Raw genomic sequence first — 14736 nt, forward strand, 5'->3', positions numbered from 1 at the left:
CCGGGTGTCGGCCTCGACATCGGCCGGGTCACGATAGACCCGGCCCGGCCGAGGCCTGGGCCGGGTCCCGTCAGGTGGTCACTCCCAGCGGAAGAGCTTCATGTCCTGGGAGCTCCTTCGTCGGTGAGGCCGGTCGGACCCGGTGGGTCGGCACGGCTCAGGCTCGGCACGGCTCAGGCAGAGCGCACGGGAACGGCCCGCAGGAGGGCGTAGAGCGCGACCGCGGCCAGGGCGACCGCGAGAGCTCCTCCGCCGACGCCGAGCAGAGTGGTCATGAGGCCCTCGGACATGGGCACTACCGCGTGCTCGATGTCGGGCCTGAGCTCGACGTTGGCGAGCGTCCCCACCACACCGGTCCGGGTCGCGAGGTCGACGAGCACGGCAGGAATCCCGAGCGGGACGATCAGGAGCGTGCCCCAGGCCCCTGCACGCAGGAAGCCGGCCCCGATGCACGCGCCGTACAGGATGTACGTGGTGATCACGAAGGCCTCGGCGACCGCGGTGCCGAGCACCTCGACGGGCGATTCGAACGGGAGCCCTCCGAGGCGGTTCCAGGTCATCCCGAGCGACTCGCTCAGCAGACGCTCGCCCAGCAGGGCGAGGGTGGTCACGACGCCGAAGCCTGCACCGACGACGAGGGCACCGCGAACCACACCCCCGAACAGGGACCGCCGGCTGCCCCCGGCGGCCAGGTGGAGCACCAGGAGCGCGATCGGAACGACGGTGCCGAGCCAGATCATCGTCCAGCGGGCGGCGCCGAGCGTGGTGTCGAGCGCACTGATCGCCAGGTCCCCGCCCGTCACGGCGTGACCGACGCTGATCCCGACGGCGTACAGCGCATAGACGGCCCAGAACCAGATCCCGACGACGGCACCGGTCCTGCTGAGCTTCCTACCGACGGCGGCGACGCCGCGCCGGTAGGCGGCCCGGTCGAGCTCGATGCGGCTCATCGTGGTCTCCTCGATGGTCGGTGTTGTCATCGTCATCCCCCTCAGACCTGTGGCCGCAGCTGGACCGAGCGCAGCGGCAGGCTGAACAGCCAGGCCGCCAGCGCGATCGCGACCAGGCCGCCGGCCACGCTCAGCAGGACGCCCGGGCCGCCGCCGAGCAGGACCTCCGGGCCGGCGACAAGGGTCGTGACCCCGGTGTGCGTCGCCAGGTCGACCAGCGCCGCCGGGACGAGCGCGGCGACGATGTACGCAGTACCCCGCACCATGCCGAGGCGGTGGTAGCCCGCCGAGATCGCGGCGCCCACCAGGTAGTACGTGGCGACGACGAACGATTCGGTCAGCATCGTCAGCGCGATGCCCGCCCAGCCGTCCACCGGCAGCCCGTAGGTACGCGACCAGCTCTGGTCCAGCGCCCCGAACAACGCGCGTTCACCGACCAGGTAGATCGCGGTCACCGGGCCGAACATCGCGCCGCTGACGAGTGCGCCCCGGACGGTCCCCGTCGCGAGCGCCCCGCGTGTGCCGCCGGCTGCGACGTGGAGTCGCAGATACGCGGAGGGGACGATCATCCCCAGCACCATCATGAACCAGCGGGACGGCCCGCCCAGCTGGGCGTCGAGGATGCCTACGTCGAGGCCCGAGCCGAACCACGTCATGCCGACGATGATCGCGGCGGCCACTGCCACGAAGATCGCCCAGTACAGCCCGCCGACCGTGCGCACGATGCGGATCGTGACACCGGCCGCCCGCCGTGCGGCGCGCCGCTCGGCCTCACGGACCAGCACGTCCCTGCCTGCACCGACGGCGACCCGGGCCGTCGCGACGCTCATGAGGGCACGCCCCGTGGATCGGTGAGGCGGACGAACAGGTCCTGGACCGGCACGGCCCCTACCTCGACCCCCGCCGCACTGGCGGCCGCCAGCTCGTCGTCGTCGAGCGCCCCCTCCAGCGTGACCTGCACGGTCGCGCCGAGCTGCTGGCGGTGCAGCACGCGGCGACCCTCCGCGAGCCGCCCGACGGCGTCCTTGGCGCCCGTGAGACTGAACCCGCGCGCCCGCATCTGGTCCGCGGACTCCGCCAGGAGCACGCGCCCGCCGTCGATGACCATGACGTCCTCGAACAGCCGCTCGACCTCCTCGACCAGGTGGCTCGAGAGCAGGATGGTGCGCGGGTGCGCCGCGTAGTCGGCGAGAAGCTCGTCGTAGAACGCGTACCGGGTCGGGGCGTCCATGCCGAGGTAGACCTCGTCGAAGATCGTGAGCGGTGCGCGCGTGGCCAGGCCGATGGTGGCCCCGACCGCCGACCGCTTCCCGCGCGACAGGGCGGACGGCTTCTTGCGGAGATCGACCTCGAACACGTCGAGCAGGCGTTCCGCCGTCTCGGCGCTCCAGTCCGGCCGCATGTCGGCGTAGTACTTCAGCGAGGTCGAGACCTTGTCGTCGTTGATCAGGTCGCCGCTCTCCCGCACGAGCTGCGTACCCGAGGTGATCCACGAGTTCTCCCACGGGTCTTCTTCCGCGCCCTCCGGCCCGACGACGACGGTGCCGCCCGTCGGACGGGTGAACGCCGCCAGCAGCGAGAGCATCGTGGTCTTGCCCGCACCGTTGCGGCCGAGCACCCCCGTGATGGTCCCCGGCCGGATCGTGACCGTCGCGCCGTCGAGCGCGGTGCTGGCCTCGTCCTTGACCACGGTGCCGTTCGCCAGCATCCTGCGGTTCTTGCCGAACTGGACGACGACGTCGTCCAGCCGGGCGCCGAAAGGTGCGGTCGACGTCATGACTCCTCCTTGGTGTGCGGGTCGCTGGTTCGCTCGCCCTCGGCGCCGAGGACGTAGGCGACTATCTCGTCGGTGGTGATCCCGAGGATGTCCGCCTGCTGCAGGACCGGAGCCAGGACGTCCTCGAAGTAGTGCTTCCGGTGGTCGGCGAGCAGCGCCTGACGGGCACCGGGCGCTACGAACATGCCGACGCCGCGGCGCTTGTAGAGGACGCCCTCGTCGACCAGCCCGGAGAACGCCTTGGCCGCCGTCGCGGGGTTGATCCGGAAAGTGGTCGCGAACTGGGTGGTGGACATCACCTGCTCCTCCTCGCCGAGCTCGCCGGCGAGCACCTGGGCGCGGATCCAGGTTGCGATCTGCACATAGATGGGCTCGGGTCCGTCGAACATGTCTCGTCCTGACGTTCAGTGGTTCGTTGCTTGACTAATGAACCATAGAACTTGCTCCGGACGCAAGTCCTTTCGGGTACGACAGAGGGGCGGGGCCGCGTGCGTGCGCACGCTGCCCCGCCCCTCCTGGCGGTGATCGCCGACCGGGTTACGTGTCGGCGGGCTCCGCTGCGTCGAGCGTGTGCAGCTCGGCCAGGTCGGCCGCGATCAGCTCGGCGATCTGGATGGCGTTCAGCGCTGCCCCCTTGCGGAGGTTGTCGTTGCTGACGAACAGGACCAGGCCGCGACCGTCCGGCACCGACTGGTCCGTGCGGATGCGCCCCACCAGGGACGGGTCGATGCCGGCCGCCGCGAGCGGCGTCGGGACGTCGGCCAGCTGGACGCCGGGAGCGTCGGCCAGCAGCTTGCGGGCCTCGTCCGGGGTGATCGCCCGCTCGAACTCCGCGTGGATCGACAGCGAGTGACCGGTGAACACCGGCACGCGCACGCAGGTGCCGGCAACGGCCAGGTCGGGCAGGCCGAGGATCTTGCGGGACTCGTTGCGGAGCTTCTGCTCCTCGTCGGTCTCGCCCGAGCCGTCGTCGACCAGGTTGCCGGCCAGCGGGAGCACGTTGAAGGCGATGGGCGCGACGTACGCCTTGGGATCGGGCAGGTCCACGGACCTGCCGTCGTGCACAAGACCTTCGAGGTCCTGCCCTGCGCCGGAGCGCACCTGGCCGGCCAGCTCGTCCACCCCGGCCAGCCCGGAACCGGACACTGCCTGGTAGGTCGCGACGCGCAGCCGCTCCAGCCCTGCCGCCTTCGCCAGCGGCGAGAGCACCGGCATCGCGGCCATCGTGGTGCAGTTCGGGTTGGCGACGATGCCCTTGACCGCCTCCTCGACGGCCTCAGGGTTCACCTCGGAGACGACGAGCGGGACCTCGGGGTCGAGCCGCCAGGCCGACGAGTTGTCGACGACGACCGCGCCCGCCTCGGCAAACCGTGGCGCGTGCTCGCGCGACGTGCCACCACCCGCGGAGAAGAGGGCGATGTCGATGTCGGCGAGATCATCGGTGGCGGTCGCCGCGACGTCCTCCACCGGGACGTCCACCCCGGCGAACGGGAGCGTGGTGCCCGCTGAACGGGCCGACGCGAAGAACCGCACCGACGCAACGGGGAAGTCCCGCTCCTCCAGCAGGCGGCGCAGCACGGCACCCACCTGACCGGTAGCGCCGACGACGGCGACGTGCACGCCCTGATCAGAGATCTCGGCCATGTCAGAGCCCCGTTCCCGCGTAGACGACAGCCTCACCGTCGGTGCCGTCGAGCCCGAAGGCGGTGTGCACGGCGCGCACCGCGTCGTCCAACGAGTCCGCGCGCGTCACCACCGAGATCCGGATCTCCGAGGTGGAGATCATCTCGATGTTGATCCCCGCGTCCCGCAGCGCGGCGAAGAGCCGGGCCGAGACGCCCGGGTGCGACTTCATACCGGCGCCGACCAGCGACAGCTTGCCGATCTGGTCGTCGAACTGGAGCGAGTGGAAGCCGAGCTCCGTCTGCACAGCGGTGAGGGCGGCCATGACAGCAGGCCCGTCGGAGCCCGGCAGCGTGAAGGAGATGTCGGTCAGGCCGGTGGACGCCCCCGACACGTTCTGCACGATCATGTCGATGTTCGCACCGGTCCGGGCCACGACCTCGAAGATGCGCGAGGCAGAGCCCGGCACGTCCGGGACATCCACGACGGTGATCTTGGACTCGGAACGGTCGTGCGCCACACCGGAGATGATCGCGGCTTCCATGGTGCTCTCCTTCAACTTCTGGGGCTTCATTTCCTTGGAGCTCACGCGCGTGCCCTCGTGGGCGCTGAACGAGCTGCGCACGTGCATCGGCACGTTGTACCGGCGCGCGTACTCCACGCTGCGCAGCGCGAGCACCTTGGCACCACTCGCCGCGAGCTCGAGCATCTCCTCGTAGGAGGCCCACTCGATCTTCCGGGCGTTGGGCACGATGCGCGGGTCGGCGGTGAACACGCCGTCGACGTCCGTATAGATCTCGCAGACGTCGGCGTCCAGACCGGCCGCGAGCGCTACCGCCGTCGTGTCGGAGCCGCCGCGACCGAGGGTGGTGACGTCGTTCGTCTTCTTGGTGACGCCCTGGAAGCCGGCCACGATGGCGACCTGGCCCTTGTTCAGGGTCTCGCGGATGCGATGCGGTACGACGTCGACGATCCGCGCCCTGCCGTGCACCGCGTCGGTGATGAGACCGGCTTGCTGGCCCGTGTAGGACTTGGCCCGCACACCGAGGTTGTTGATCGCCATCGCCAGGAGCGACATGGAGATGCGCTCGCCCGCGGTGAGGAGGATGTCGAGCTCCCTCTTGGGCGGGAGCGGGGTGATCTGCTGCGCGAGGTCGAGAAGCTCGTCGGTGGTGTCGCCCATGGCGCTCACCACCACGACCACGTCGTTGCCCGCTCTCTTCGCTTCGGCGATCCGCTTCGCGACGCGCTTCACGCTGCGTGCGTCCCCGAGCGAGGATCCGCCGTACTTCTGCACGACAAGTGCCATGCGCCTGCCTTCCGTTGCCGGCCTCCGTCTGTCTCAACGGCCCGCCGGGTGGTTGGGTTTGCGGGTCGATGGTACGTGCATGGCGATCCCAGGGGTAGTGCGTCCCACGTCGTGGGCTCAGAGGAAGACGTCCCAGCCCAGGCGGGCGATCAGGGCACCGACCACGACGACGAACACCACGCGGACGAACCTCGAGCCCTTGGCCACCGCCATCCGGGCGCCGATGTAGGCACCGATGAGGTTGGCAACACCCAGCCCGAGGCCGAGGCTCCAGATGACGGCGCCGCTCGGCACGAAGAAGATCAGGGCGCCCGCGTTGGTCGCGAAGTTCACGATCTTCGCGATGGCCGACGCCGGGAGGAACGAGTACCCGAGGGCACTGACGAGGCTGATGACCAGGAACGTGCCAGTACCCGGGCCGAGGAGCCCGTCGTACGCGCCGATGAGCAGGCCGATCAGGGCGGCGATCCGCTTGTGCCCGTTGCCGACCCAGCGCAGGTCGTCGTGCTGGCCGACGTTCGGCTTGAGCAGCGTCCAGGCCAGCACGCCGACGAGCACCACGAGGATGATCGGCTTGAAGAGCTGCTCCGGGATGTGGGAGGCGCCGATCGCGCCGCCGAACGCACCGGCCAGTGCGGCGAGGGCCATCGGGCCGGCGGTGTGCAGGTCGGGCTGAACCCGCCGGTAGAAGGTGATGGCACTGGTGGAGGTGCCCATGATGCTGCCGAGCTTGTTGGTCGCAAGGGCCTGCACCGGGCTGATCCCCGGCACGAGCAGCAGGGCGGGCAGCTGGATCAGGCCGCCACCGCCCACGACGGCGTCGACCCACCCGGCGGCGAGGCCGGCGAGCAGGAGGAGGACGATGGTGAGCAGATCGAGTTCGGGCACGGACGTATTGTGCGCGATCCGCGCCGTTCGGCGGGTCCGGTCTCGGTCAGGCGGAGCCGGCGCTCACAGGCGCGTGCCGCGGCGGACGGTGACCGGGGAGCCGTCGGCGATGAACGCCGAGACCGGTTCGGCGGCGAGGCTCTCGACGAACTGCCGGCCGTACACCTGCTCGACGTCGCACTCGAGGGCGGGGTCGCGGGCCTGCCAGACGCGCCAGCTCGGGTGCTCGACGCGGTACTCGACCGAGCCACCGCCGCGCTGCGCGGCATATCCCCAGTAGTGCTCGGTGATGAACTCCTCCTGGGAGCCTTCGACGAGCGGCTGTGCGCTGCCCTCGGTGGTGGCCCGGACGTGGTGCCAGTCGCCGGCGTCGCGCCACGAGTACTCCACCACGCCGTCCGGGGTCTCGCGGTCGTCCCGCAGCCCGATCCGGTGCCGCATCGGTCGCGCCACGTACTTTTCGCCGTAGACGGCTCTGGCGACGGTGGCCAGTGCCCAGCGGGGCACGATCTCCTTGACGAAGACGACACCGCGCCGCCAGCCGTCGTCCGCGCGGCGGCGCACGTAGAACCGCAGGTTGATCTCGTCGAAGTCGCGGTGGAACGGGACAGGGACGCCGAGCACGCGAGTGTCGAGGAACTGGAACCCGACGACGCTCACGACGTGCCGGCCGGACCAGGTGTCGAGCTCGACACCGCGCGGGACGAGCGGCCGCAGGATCGCGGGATCGATCTCGTAGCTGAGCATCACCAACCGGCGCCACTGTGCCGAGAGGAACTTCCCGGTCCGCGCCTCGGAACCTGTCACGCCGGGGAACGTACCAGCCCTCGACACGCGTGTCGGTGCCGACCCGTAGGCTGACCTCTTGTGTACGAAGGCGCGGTCCAAGACCTGATCGACGAGCTCGGCCGGCTTCCCGGCGTCGGGCCCAAGAGCGCGCAACGCATCGCGTTCCACCTGCTCGCGAGCGACAACGACGAGGTAAAGCGGCTGGTCCATGCGCTCACCGAGGTGAAGCTGCGCGTCCAGTTCTGTGCGCTCTGCGGCAACGTCGCCGAGGCGGAGCGCTGCCGCGTGTGCCTCGACCCGCGGCGCAGCGACGATGTGATCTGCGTCGTGGAGGAGCCGAAGGACGTGGTCGCCATCGAGCGCACCCGTGAGTTCCGCGGCCGCTACCACGTGCTCGGCGGAGCCATCAATCCCATCGAGAACGTCGGCCCGGACGACCTGCGCATCAGCGAGCTCCTGGCCCGGCTGGCCGACGGGACGGTGCAGGAGGTCATCCTCGCCACCGACCCCAACGTCGAGGGAGAGGCCACGGCGACCTATCTTTCCCGACTGATGGCTCACATGGGTATCACTGTCTCGCGGCTGGCCTCGGGTCTCCCCGTGGGTGGAGACTTGGAGTACGCGGACGAGGTGACGCTCGGCCGCGCGTTCGAAGGCCGCCGTGTCATCGGCAACGACAAGTAGGTGGGATCACGATGAGTGAGATAACCCCCGGGTCGGACCTCAGCGAGGTCGCAGACCAGGTGTCCACACAGGCACGGACGTTCCTGTCGACGGTGACCCAGGTGGCGTCCGGGGGTATGCCGGGAGCTGAGCTCTCGCTGCTCGTCCTCGCGTCGTCCGACCTGCTGGCCGCGGGAGCGCGCCTCGCCGCGATCGTGGATGTCGTGCCAAAGGAACGCTACGAGCCCGACGCCGGCCCGGACACCGACCTCGACCCGCTGCGCGAGGCCCTGTCCAAGATGTTCGACGGGTTCGACGACTACACCGAGGTGGTGGACCCGGTGCTGAGCGACGACGTCGGTCAGGCGTCCCTGTCCGGTGACCTCGCGTGCGTCGCCGAGGCGCTGGCCAAGGGCCTGCAGCACTTCGACACCGGCCACGAGCTCGAGGCCCTGTGGTGGTGGCAGTTCTCCTACTTCTCGCTGTGGGGCGAGCGCGCGGCGTCCGCACTACGGGTGCTGCAGGGGCTGCTGGCGCACGTGCGCCTCGACGTGGAGGACGACGTAGCCGCCGAGGCGGAGTACGACGCTCTGCACTCCTGAGGACTGACGTCGCACGTTGGCCCGAGCACACCTACGTTAGGCACATGGCTACCACCATGCCCCCGTGGCTGAAGACGGTTTTCGGCGCACCGAATGCCCTGTACCGGCACGGGATGGGAGGGATGCTCGGCAAGCGGTTCCTCCAGCTCACGCACGTAGGCCGCCGGACAGGGGTCGAGCACACCGTCGTGCTGGAGGTGCTCCGCTACGACCGGAGCAACGGCGAGGCCGTGGTGGTCTGTGGGTTCGGGGAGAGCGCCCAGTGGCTCCTGAACATCGGCGCGAACGGGGATGCCAGGGTCAGCTTCGGGCGTACCCCACACCGTGCGGAGGTCCGTCTGCTCGATACCGACGAGGCGGTCGACGTGCTGCGCCACTACGAGCGACGCTACGGCATCCTCCAACCGGTGCTGCGCAAGCTGCTCAGCAAGCTCGCCGGGTTCGACTACCGCGGCACGGAAGAGGACCGCCGTCTGCTGGTCGAGAAGCTGCCGCTGATGGCCTTCCGCCCGGCCTGACTGCCCGCTGCCGAGGTCAGGTCCGGCGCACCCTGCCCCGGACGTCCAGCAGGCCGCGCTCGCCGAAGGCGACGTTCCGGTCGATCGTCACGGCCACCTCCTCGCGGGAGAACCGCAGCTCCAGGCGCCACTCGAACGGGGTGCCGAGAAACATTATCCGGCCGCGCAGCGTCGACTCGTCGGTCCAGGCGGCGGCGGTCGCGACGTCGGCCGGTGCGCCACGGAGCGAACAGGTTCCTGGGCTCCACTCGCCGTGTCCGAACCGCGCGAAGTGGTCAAGCCCACCGATCGTGAAGGCCACCTCGGTCCGGCCGTACGCGTCGCGGCCCAGCCTGAGCGCACTGACGTCACGCGGGTTCGGCTCGAGCTCGTAGGTCACGCCCCGCAGCGACTGCTCGATCGGCGACGACGGGGCCCCGTCCGGGGTGGCCAGTGCGAGCCCGGACGGGACCACGGTGTCCGGCCCGGCGAGGGGCACCTCCTCGGCGGCCGACCGACCGGCCCAGGCGTCGTCGGGCAGGAGCGTGTCCCACACCGCGTCGAGGACCGACTGCAGGTCCGACAGGCCCGACGTCATGGTGATGACCAGGTCCTTATCCGGCCAGACGAGGATGTACTGCCCGAACGCACCGTCGGCCCGGTAGGCACCGTGCCGGCACTGCCAGAACTGGTAGCCGTAGCCCTGGTTCCACTCGGGCCATTCGTGGGGGCCGCTCGGGACCTGCTTCGACGTCGCCGCCGCTACCCACTCGGCCGGGACGAGCTGCTGCCCCTCCCACACCCCACCCTGCAGGCAGAGCTGTCCGAACGCCGCCATCTCCTCCGTGGTGATCGACAGCCCGAACCCGCCGGTGTCGATGCCGTCCGGGTCCTGCTCCCACGCGGCGTGCGTGATGCCGAGCGGCACCAGCAGACGCGGCGTCAGGTAGTCGAGCAGCCGCTCCCCCGTGAGCCGGTGCAGGATCGCCGACAGCAGGTAGGTCGCACCCGTGTTGTACAGGAAGTGCGTGCCCGGCTCGTGCTCCACGGGCTGCGCCAGGATCGCACGGGCCCAGCGGGAGCCCGGCAGGGAGATCGTGCGGCCGATGCCCTCCATGGTCGAGGCGCTGTGGCCCGTCGTCATGGTCAGCAGGTCCCGCACCCGCATCGCTCGCAGGAACTCGCCCGGGTCGGCAGGGGCGTCGTCCGGCAGGAGGTCGAGCACGTGATCGTCCACGGTGAGGAGCCCTTCGTGGACCGCCATCCCGACTGCCGTCGCCGTGAAACTCTTGCTCACCGAGAACATCGTGTGCGGGCGGTCGGCGGTGTGCGGATGCCACCAGCTCTCGGCGATCACGCGGCCGTGCCGCAGCACCAGCAGGCTGTGCACGTCCTCGAGGCGATCCAGGTGGTCGACGAGTCCCCGCACCGCTGCGGGGTCGACCCCCTCGGCCTGTGGGGTGGAGCGGGGCAGGATCCGCGACATGCTCCAGACACGTCCTCTCGCTCGGCGACGGGACATTGTTCCGCACCCCGCCCGACGGCGAGAGCTTGGCCCGCCATGCGGTCAGGACGGCACGCCGACCAGACGTCGGAACGCGTCCTCGGCAAGCGCCCAGGCTCGGGCACGGGACTCGTCCGCTTCCGGCGTCCTCGGCTCCGGCAGGTCCGCCTCGGCGCGGCACAGCTCCGCCTCGACGAACGCCAGGAGGATGTCGGGCACCACCAGCGCGCCCATCTCACGCGTACGCGACTTGTGACCGATCAGCTCGTCGACGGCCATCCTGACGTCCTCGGGCACCGCGGCCTCGGCCACGAGCGTCGGCAGGTCCATCGGGGGAAGCGTCGAGTCGTCCCGCACGCGCATCCAGCGCAGCGTGACCGCCGGACGCAGCGCGTAGAAGAACTTCTTCGCCACACCGCTCGTGGCGAGCAGGGCCAGGTTGTTCCTGGCCACGTGCACGTAGTGCCTCGTCAGCGCGTGCCGGTCCACCACGTCGTCGGCGAGCGCCACCAGCTCGTCGCGAAGGACGGCGTCACCGCGGTACACGATCGGCGAGCGCAGCCACTCTCCCACCGTGGCGTTTCCCTTGACCATCAGCCCGAACGCCTTGCGCACGTCCCAGCCGTTGAGGTCGAAGACTCTGTCCAGCGGCGTCTCGATCACGTCACGCCGCGGGCGCAGGCCCAGGTAGTCCGCCACGGGGCGCGCGTACAGGAAGCGGCAGTCGTAGTCCGAGTCCGGCGACGGGAATCCCCACGCTCGGCTTCCGCTCTCGATGGCCCACACGATGCTGACGCCCTGCTCCTCCTCGACACGGTCCAGGCGCGCGTCGATGGCACGGACGACGTCCGGGTCCATCGAGTCGGGGATGTTGCGCATCCACGGAAGGTAGCGGCTGGACGACGGCAGTGTCGCGGTCTTTCCGTGGCCGGCGCTGGGCTCCACCCAGGCGGCGAAGGGGTTCCCCTCCTGGTGTCCGCTCCTGGTGTCCGCGTCAGAGCAGCAGCTCTCCCGCCACCTGGTCGAACACGATGTTCCCTGTCTTGCGGAAACCGCAGCGCAGATAGAACTCCTCGGGCCCGTCCGGCCCCGGGACCCAGAGAACGGTGATGCGGTCGAGCCCGCGCCGCCTGGCCTCAGCGGCTACCTGCTCGACGGCGAACCGGCCGACCCCGCGCATGCGCGCTGCACGGGCCACGTTGAGGCGCCAGATCCCGGCTCGGAACTCCGCGATCTGCTCGTCCGGGCTCCAGTTCGCCATGACGAAACCGACCACCTCGTCGCCGTCGAGGACCACTCTGGGCCATGCGGTGGGATTGACGTAGGCCTCGGCGACCGACCATGCGACCGGTGACACCGGTTCCACGTCGTCTGCCTGAGGGGGCAGCCGGAGCGCCGCCGGAAGATTGTCTACGGTGAGCTCCGCGAGCTGCAGGTCTGCCATACCCCAACACTTCCACGAGCCACTGACACTGCGGGACCGACCGGCGCCCCTGCCGGGACCTATGGCCGCGCCCGCTCCGGACCCTGACTCGTACGGACTTGCGCCGCCTGCTCCCGCATGGTCGCGGTGGTCAGACTCACCCAGCGCGCAACGACCGTCAGCTCGTCGACGGAGAACTGCTCAGTCACCCCGGCCATGGCCACCTGCATCTCCACCAGAGCCTTCTGCACCTGCGGTGACGCGGGGGCCGTCGCCTCGATCACGAGCTGCCGCCGGTCCGTCTCGTGCCGCGCCCGTCGGGCGTAGCCCGCGCGCTCCAGCCTGTCCACGAGTCCGGTCACGGCGCCGGCGGTGAGCCCCGTCCGGTCGGCAAGCTCCCGCGCGGACATCGGCCCGTCGCGGCGGATCACACCGAGAGCCTTGTGGTCCGCCGCCGAAAGTCCCATCAAGGCGCCGAGCGCCTCGTGGAACATCACGACGGCGTCGCTCAGCTCTGTGCCGAGCCGGGCTCCGGCAGCAGCAGCGTCGGTGTCCGGCGCCGCAGCGGGAGGAGGTGTTGACATTCCTCCATTGTGCACCGCACCATACTGTTTAGTTCACCGAACTGTTTAGTCGACTAAACGGAGGATCGGATGCCGACCCGCACCGCGACCGCACGGCCAGGCGCCTGGGCCGAGGCTGTCGAGATACTCGCCGCCGCCTGGCACTTCTTCGCCCGGAACTATCCGGTCGCCCTCGCGTTCGGTGCCCTCGCCTCGGTCCAGCGCTTCCTCTCCGTGAGCGGCACCGCGGACTGGGCCGGCGGCGTGGGCGGCGAACTGTTCACCGCGGCTGCCCGCTTCCTGTTCGTCGCGTGGCTCGCGCGGGCCCTGCTGCGCGATCGGTCGGTCGAGTGGGCCGAAGCCGGAGCACGATGGTCCGCATGGATGTCACGGCGCTGGGCCACGATCCTGGCCAGCACCGGACTCCTGATCGTCTTTTTGATCGTCTTCAAGGCGATCCCGGACGCCCTGGCCGGCCGGGTGGGCGGTATCGACGAGTCCACCTGGATGTCATGGGAGCTCGCGATCAAGAACGTCACGGTCATCCCGTTCACGATGGTGTGGATGACGGTGCTGCTCGCCGCCCGGCCGCTCAGCCCCGAAGCCGCTCTCGAGCCTCCATCAGAGCGAAGCCCAGCAGGTTGAGGCCACGCCAGGCCGCCGGGTCCTCCGAGTTCTCGTTCTTGGCGCCCATCCCGATCCCCCAGATCCGGTCACGTGGACTGGCCTCTACGAGTACCCGCGAGCCGGTGCGCAGCAGGAACGTACGCATGTCCGGGTGCGCCGCAAACTTGTGCGTGCTGCCGCGGACCACGATCTCGAACCGCTCGCGCACCCAGCCGTCGTCGTCGAAGTCGCGGACGGTACGCCCGGCAGCCTTGGCGAGCGCCGGGTTCGCGGCGTCGATCGCCGCGCGCTCAGCGTCCGGGTCACCGAACAGCCGCGCCTTCTCCGCCATCATCCAGTGCTCCGCAGTGGCATAGCGCTCGCCCGCCACCTCGAAGGGCGCGGGAAACCACTGGCTCAGACAGCCCCTGCCGGCGGTCCCGTCCGGCTCGGGCCGGTGCCCCCAGAAGTGCAGGTACTTGACCGCAGCCCCACCCTCGATCAACGCCCGGAGCCCTTCCACGGAGCGGACGCGTGCGGGCTGAGACGTGACGTCGTCGGACATGTGACGGAGTGTGGCAGCAGCTACTGACACACCGGAATGTCAGTCCGCGACGACCTCGACCTCGTAGCCGTCCTCGTTCTCCAGGTAGGCGGCGTAGTGGTCGGGACCACCGGCGTGCGGATGCCGGTCGGGGAACAGGAGCGCCCAGCCGTGGTCGGGCGCCGCCGCGACGAGCTGGTCAACCTCGTCACGCGTACCGCCGTGGATGGCCAGGTGGTTGAGCCCGGGCGCACGGCGGTCGTGGACGTCTGCGGCGAGCGCCGGGCTCTGCTCGACGACGACGTAAGTGCCGTCGAGGATCCAGCTCACCCCGGCGTCCCAGCGCTGGTGCTCGGTGTAGCCGAGCGTGGTGAGGAGCCAGCCCCACGACCGCTCCGCTCGCTCGAGGGACGGGACCCACAGCTCGACGTGGTGCAGCCGGCCGCGACTCACGGAGCGGCCGCTGCGATGACCCGGGTGAGGCTGCGATGCAGCGCCTTGAGCTCCTCGGCGGACATGCCCAGCCGAGCCATGATCGCCGGCGGCACGAGCAGCGCCTGCTCGCGCAGCGCGCGACCTGGTTCCGTGAGCTCGACGGCGAGCGCCCGCTCGTCGCGCGGATCCCGACGTCGTGTCACGTAGCCAATCGCCTCGAGCCGCTTGAGCAGGGGCGACAGCGTGCCGGGATCGAGCTGCAGCAGCCCGCTGAGCTGCTTGACCGAGAGCGGCGACCCCTCCCAGAGCGCAAGCAGGACCAGGTATTGCGGATGGGTGATGCCCATCGGATCGAGCAGCGGCCGGTACAGCGCGATGACGCTGCGTGAGGCGACGGCGAGGGCGAAGCAGACCTGACGGTCGAGGGCCAGGAGGTCTTCGCTCGCCGCCGCGCCGCCGTCGGCCGGGGCCTCCCTCTGGGCACTCTCGCCGGACTGCGCCGGGGCGTCGGGCCGTGATGTGACGGTCATGTGGCTCCTCTCGATGTTGACCAGACTAACAGT

At 70.2% G+C, this 14736-nt stretch carries 19 protein-coding genes; 4 read left to right on the forward strand and 15 right to left on the reverse strand.

Annotated elements, in window-relative coordinates; genetic code table 11:
• Positions 1–173: 173 nt before the first annotated feature.
• The 8 genes from APR04_RS12550 to APR04_RS12585 form a co-directional block, all read right to left on the reverse strand.
• Complete coding sequence (locus APR04_RS12550) at positions 174–980, reverse strand: hypothetical protein (protein ID WP_253870738.1); 807 nt, start codon at positions 978–980, stop codon at positions 174–176.
• 11 nt (positions 981–991) lie between these two features.
• Complete coding sequence (locus tag APR04_RS12555) at positions 992–1780, reverse strand: hypothetical protein (protein WP_253870740.1); 789 nt, start codon at positions 1778–1780, stop codon at positions 992–994.
• Positions 1777–2727 carry an ATP-binding cassette domain-containing protein gene (locus APR04_RS12560; protein WP_253870742.1) on the reverse strand — a complete coding sequence of 317 codons (951 nt, stop codon included), beginning with the start codon at positions 2725–2727 and terminating at the stop codon, positions 1777–1779. Before APR04_RS12560 ends, APR04_RS12555 begins: the two co-directional genes overlap by 4 nt.
• The gene (locus tag APR04_RS12565) at positions 2724–3116 is read right to left on the reverse strand and encodes a GntR family transcriptional regulator (protein ID WP_253870744.1); all 393 of its coding nucleotides are present in this window, start codon (positions 3114–3116) and stop codon (positions 2724–2726) included. Before APR04_RS12565 ends, APR04_RS12560 begins: the two co-directional genes overlap by 4 nt.
• Positions 3117–3264: 148 nt before the next feature.
• Entirely contained in the window at positions 3265–4371 is a 1107-nt protein-coding gene (locus tag APR04_RS12570) for an aspartate-semialdehyde dehydrogenase (protein ID WP_253870746.1), read from the reverse strand.
• 1 nt (position 4372) lies between these two features.
• The gene (locus APR04_RS12575; protein WP_253870748.1) at positions 4373–5659 is read right to left on the reverse strand and encodes an aspartate kinase; all 1287 of its coding nucleotides are present in this window, start codon (positions 5657–5659) and stop codon (positions 4373–4375) included.
• 117 nt (positions 5660–5776) lie between these two features.
• Positions 5777–6547 carry a TSUP family transporter gene (locus tag APR04_RS12580; protein WP_253870750.1) on the reverse strand — a complete coding sequence of 257 codons (771 nt, stop codon included), beginning with the start codon at positions 6545–6547 and terminating at the stop codon, positions 5777–5779.
• Between the two features lie 63 nt (positions 6548–6610).
• Positions 6611–7354 (reverse strand): YqjF family protein, encoded by a 744-nt coding sequence (locus tag APR04_RS12585; protein ID WP_253870752.1) that lies wholly within the window; start codon positions 7352–7354, stop codon positions 6611–6613.
• A gap of 60 nt (positions 7355–7414) precedes the next feature.
• Between APR04_RS12585 and recR the strand changes: the two genes are divergently transcribed.
• Genes recR through APR04_RS12600 form a run of 3 tightly spaced genes read left to right on the forward strand, consistent with a single transcriptional unit; the run spans position 7415 to position 9119 of the window.
• A complete protein-coding gene (recR, locus tag APR04_RS12590) occupies positions 7415–8020 on the forward strand; it encodes a recombination mediator RecR (RefSeq protein WP_253870754.1) in 606 nt (201 codons plus the stop codon).
• Positions 8021–8031: 11 nt separating this feature from the next.
• Positions 8032–8601, forward strand: a complete 570-nt coding sequence (locus APR04_RS12595; RefSeq protein ID WP_253870756.1) for a DUF5063 domain-containing protein — start codon at positions 8032–8034, stop codon at positions 8599–8601.
• Positions 8602–8645: 44 nt separating this feature from the next.
• Positions 8646–9119 carry a nitroreductase family deazaflavin-dependent oxidoreductase gene (locus APR04_RS12600; protein ID WP_253870758.1) on the forward strand — a complete coding sequence of 158 codons (474 nt, stop codon included), beginning with the start codon at positions 8646–8648 and terminating at the stop codon, positions 9117–9119.
• Positions 9120–9135: 16 nt separating this feature from the next.
• Here APR04_RS12600 and APR04_RS12605 read toward each other — a convergent pair whose 3' ends face one another.
• The 4 genes from APR04_RS12605 to APR04_RS12620 form a co-directional block, all read right to left on the reverse strand.
• Positions 9136–10584, reverse strand: coding sequence for a serine hydrolase domain-containing protein (locus APR04_RS12605; protein ID WP_253870760.1), 1449 nt, complete (start codon positions 10582–10584; stop codon positions 9136–9138).
• Positions 10585–10665: 81 nt separating this feature from the next.
• Complete coding sequence (locus APR04_RS12610; RefSeq protein WP_253870762.1) at positions 10666–11481, reverse strand: nucleotidyltransferase domain-containing protein; 816 nt, start codon at positions 11479–11481, stop codon at positions 10666–10668.
• A gap of 115 nt (positions 11482–11596) precedes the next feature.
• Complete coding sequence (locus tag APR04_RS12615) at positions 11597–12046, reverse strand: GNAT family N-acetyltransferase (RefSeq protein ID WP_253870764.1); 450 nt, start codon at positions 12044–12046, stop codon at positions 11597–11599.
• A 59-nt stretch (positions 12047–12105) separates the two neighbouring features.
• Complete coding sequence (locus tag APR04_RS12620; RefSeq protein WP_253870766.1) at positions 12106–12609, reverse strand: MarR family transcriptional regulator; 504 nt, start codon at positions 12607–12609, stop codon at positions 12106–12108.
• A 69-nt stretch (positions 12610–12678) separates the two neighbouring features.
• Between APR04_RS12620 and APR04_RS12625 the strand changes: the two genes are divergently transcribed.
• The gene (locus APR04_RS12625) at positions 12679–13233 is read left to right on the forward strand and encodes a hypothetical protein (RefSeq protein ID WP_253870767.1); all 555 of its coding nucleotides are present in this window, start codon (positions 12679–12681) and stop codon (positions 13231–13233) included.
• On the opposite strand, the gene ybiA is transcribed toward APR04_RS12625, so the two are convergent.
• The 3 genes from ybiA to APR04_RS12640 are packed head-to-tail and all read right to left on the reverse strand — an operon-like array spanning position 13181 to position 14703.
• On the reverse strand, positions 13181–13759 hold the full coding sequence (gene ybiA, locus APR04_RS12630) for a riboflavin biosynthesis intermediates N-glycosidase (RefSeq protein WP_253870769.1): 579 nt from the start codon (positions 13757–13759) through the stop codon (positions 13181–13183). The genes APR04_RS12625 and ybiA overlap by 53 nt on opposite strands.
• A 39-nt stretch (positions 13760–13798) precedes the next feature.
• Positions 13799–14191 carry a VOC family protein gene (locus APR04_RS12635; RefSeq protein ID WP_253870771.1) on the reverse strand — a complete coding sequence of 131 codons (393 nt, stop codon included), beginning with the start codon at positions 14189–14191 and terminating at the stop codon, positions 13799–13801.
• Positions 14188–14703 carry a MarR family winged helix-turn-helix transcriptional regulator gene (locus tag APR04_RS12640; protein WP_253870773.1) on the reverse strand — a complete coding sequence of 172 codons (516 nt, stop codon included), beginning with the start codon at positions 14701–14703 and terminating at the stop codon, positions 14188–14190. The genes APR04_RS12635 and APR04_RS12640 overlap by 4 nt, the downstream gene beginning before the upstream one ends.
• Positions 14704–14736 lie beyond the last annotated feature (33 nt).

Source organism: Promicromonospora umidemergens, from assembly GCF_024171995.1.
In the GTDB taxonomy this organism is placed as follows: Bacteria; Actinomycetota; Actinomycetes; order Actinomycetales; family Cellulomonadaceae; genus Promicromonospora; species Promicromonospora umidemergens.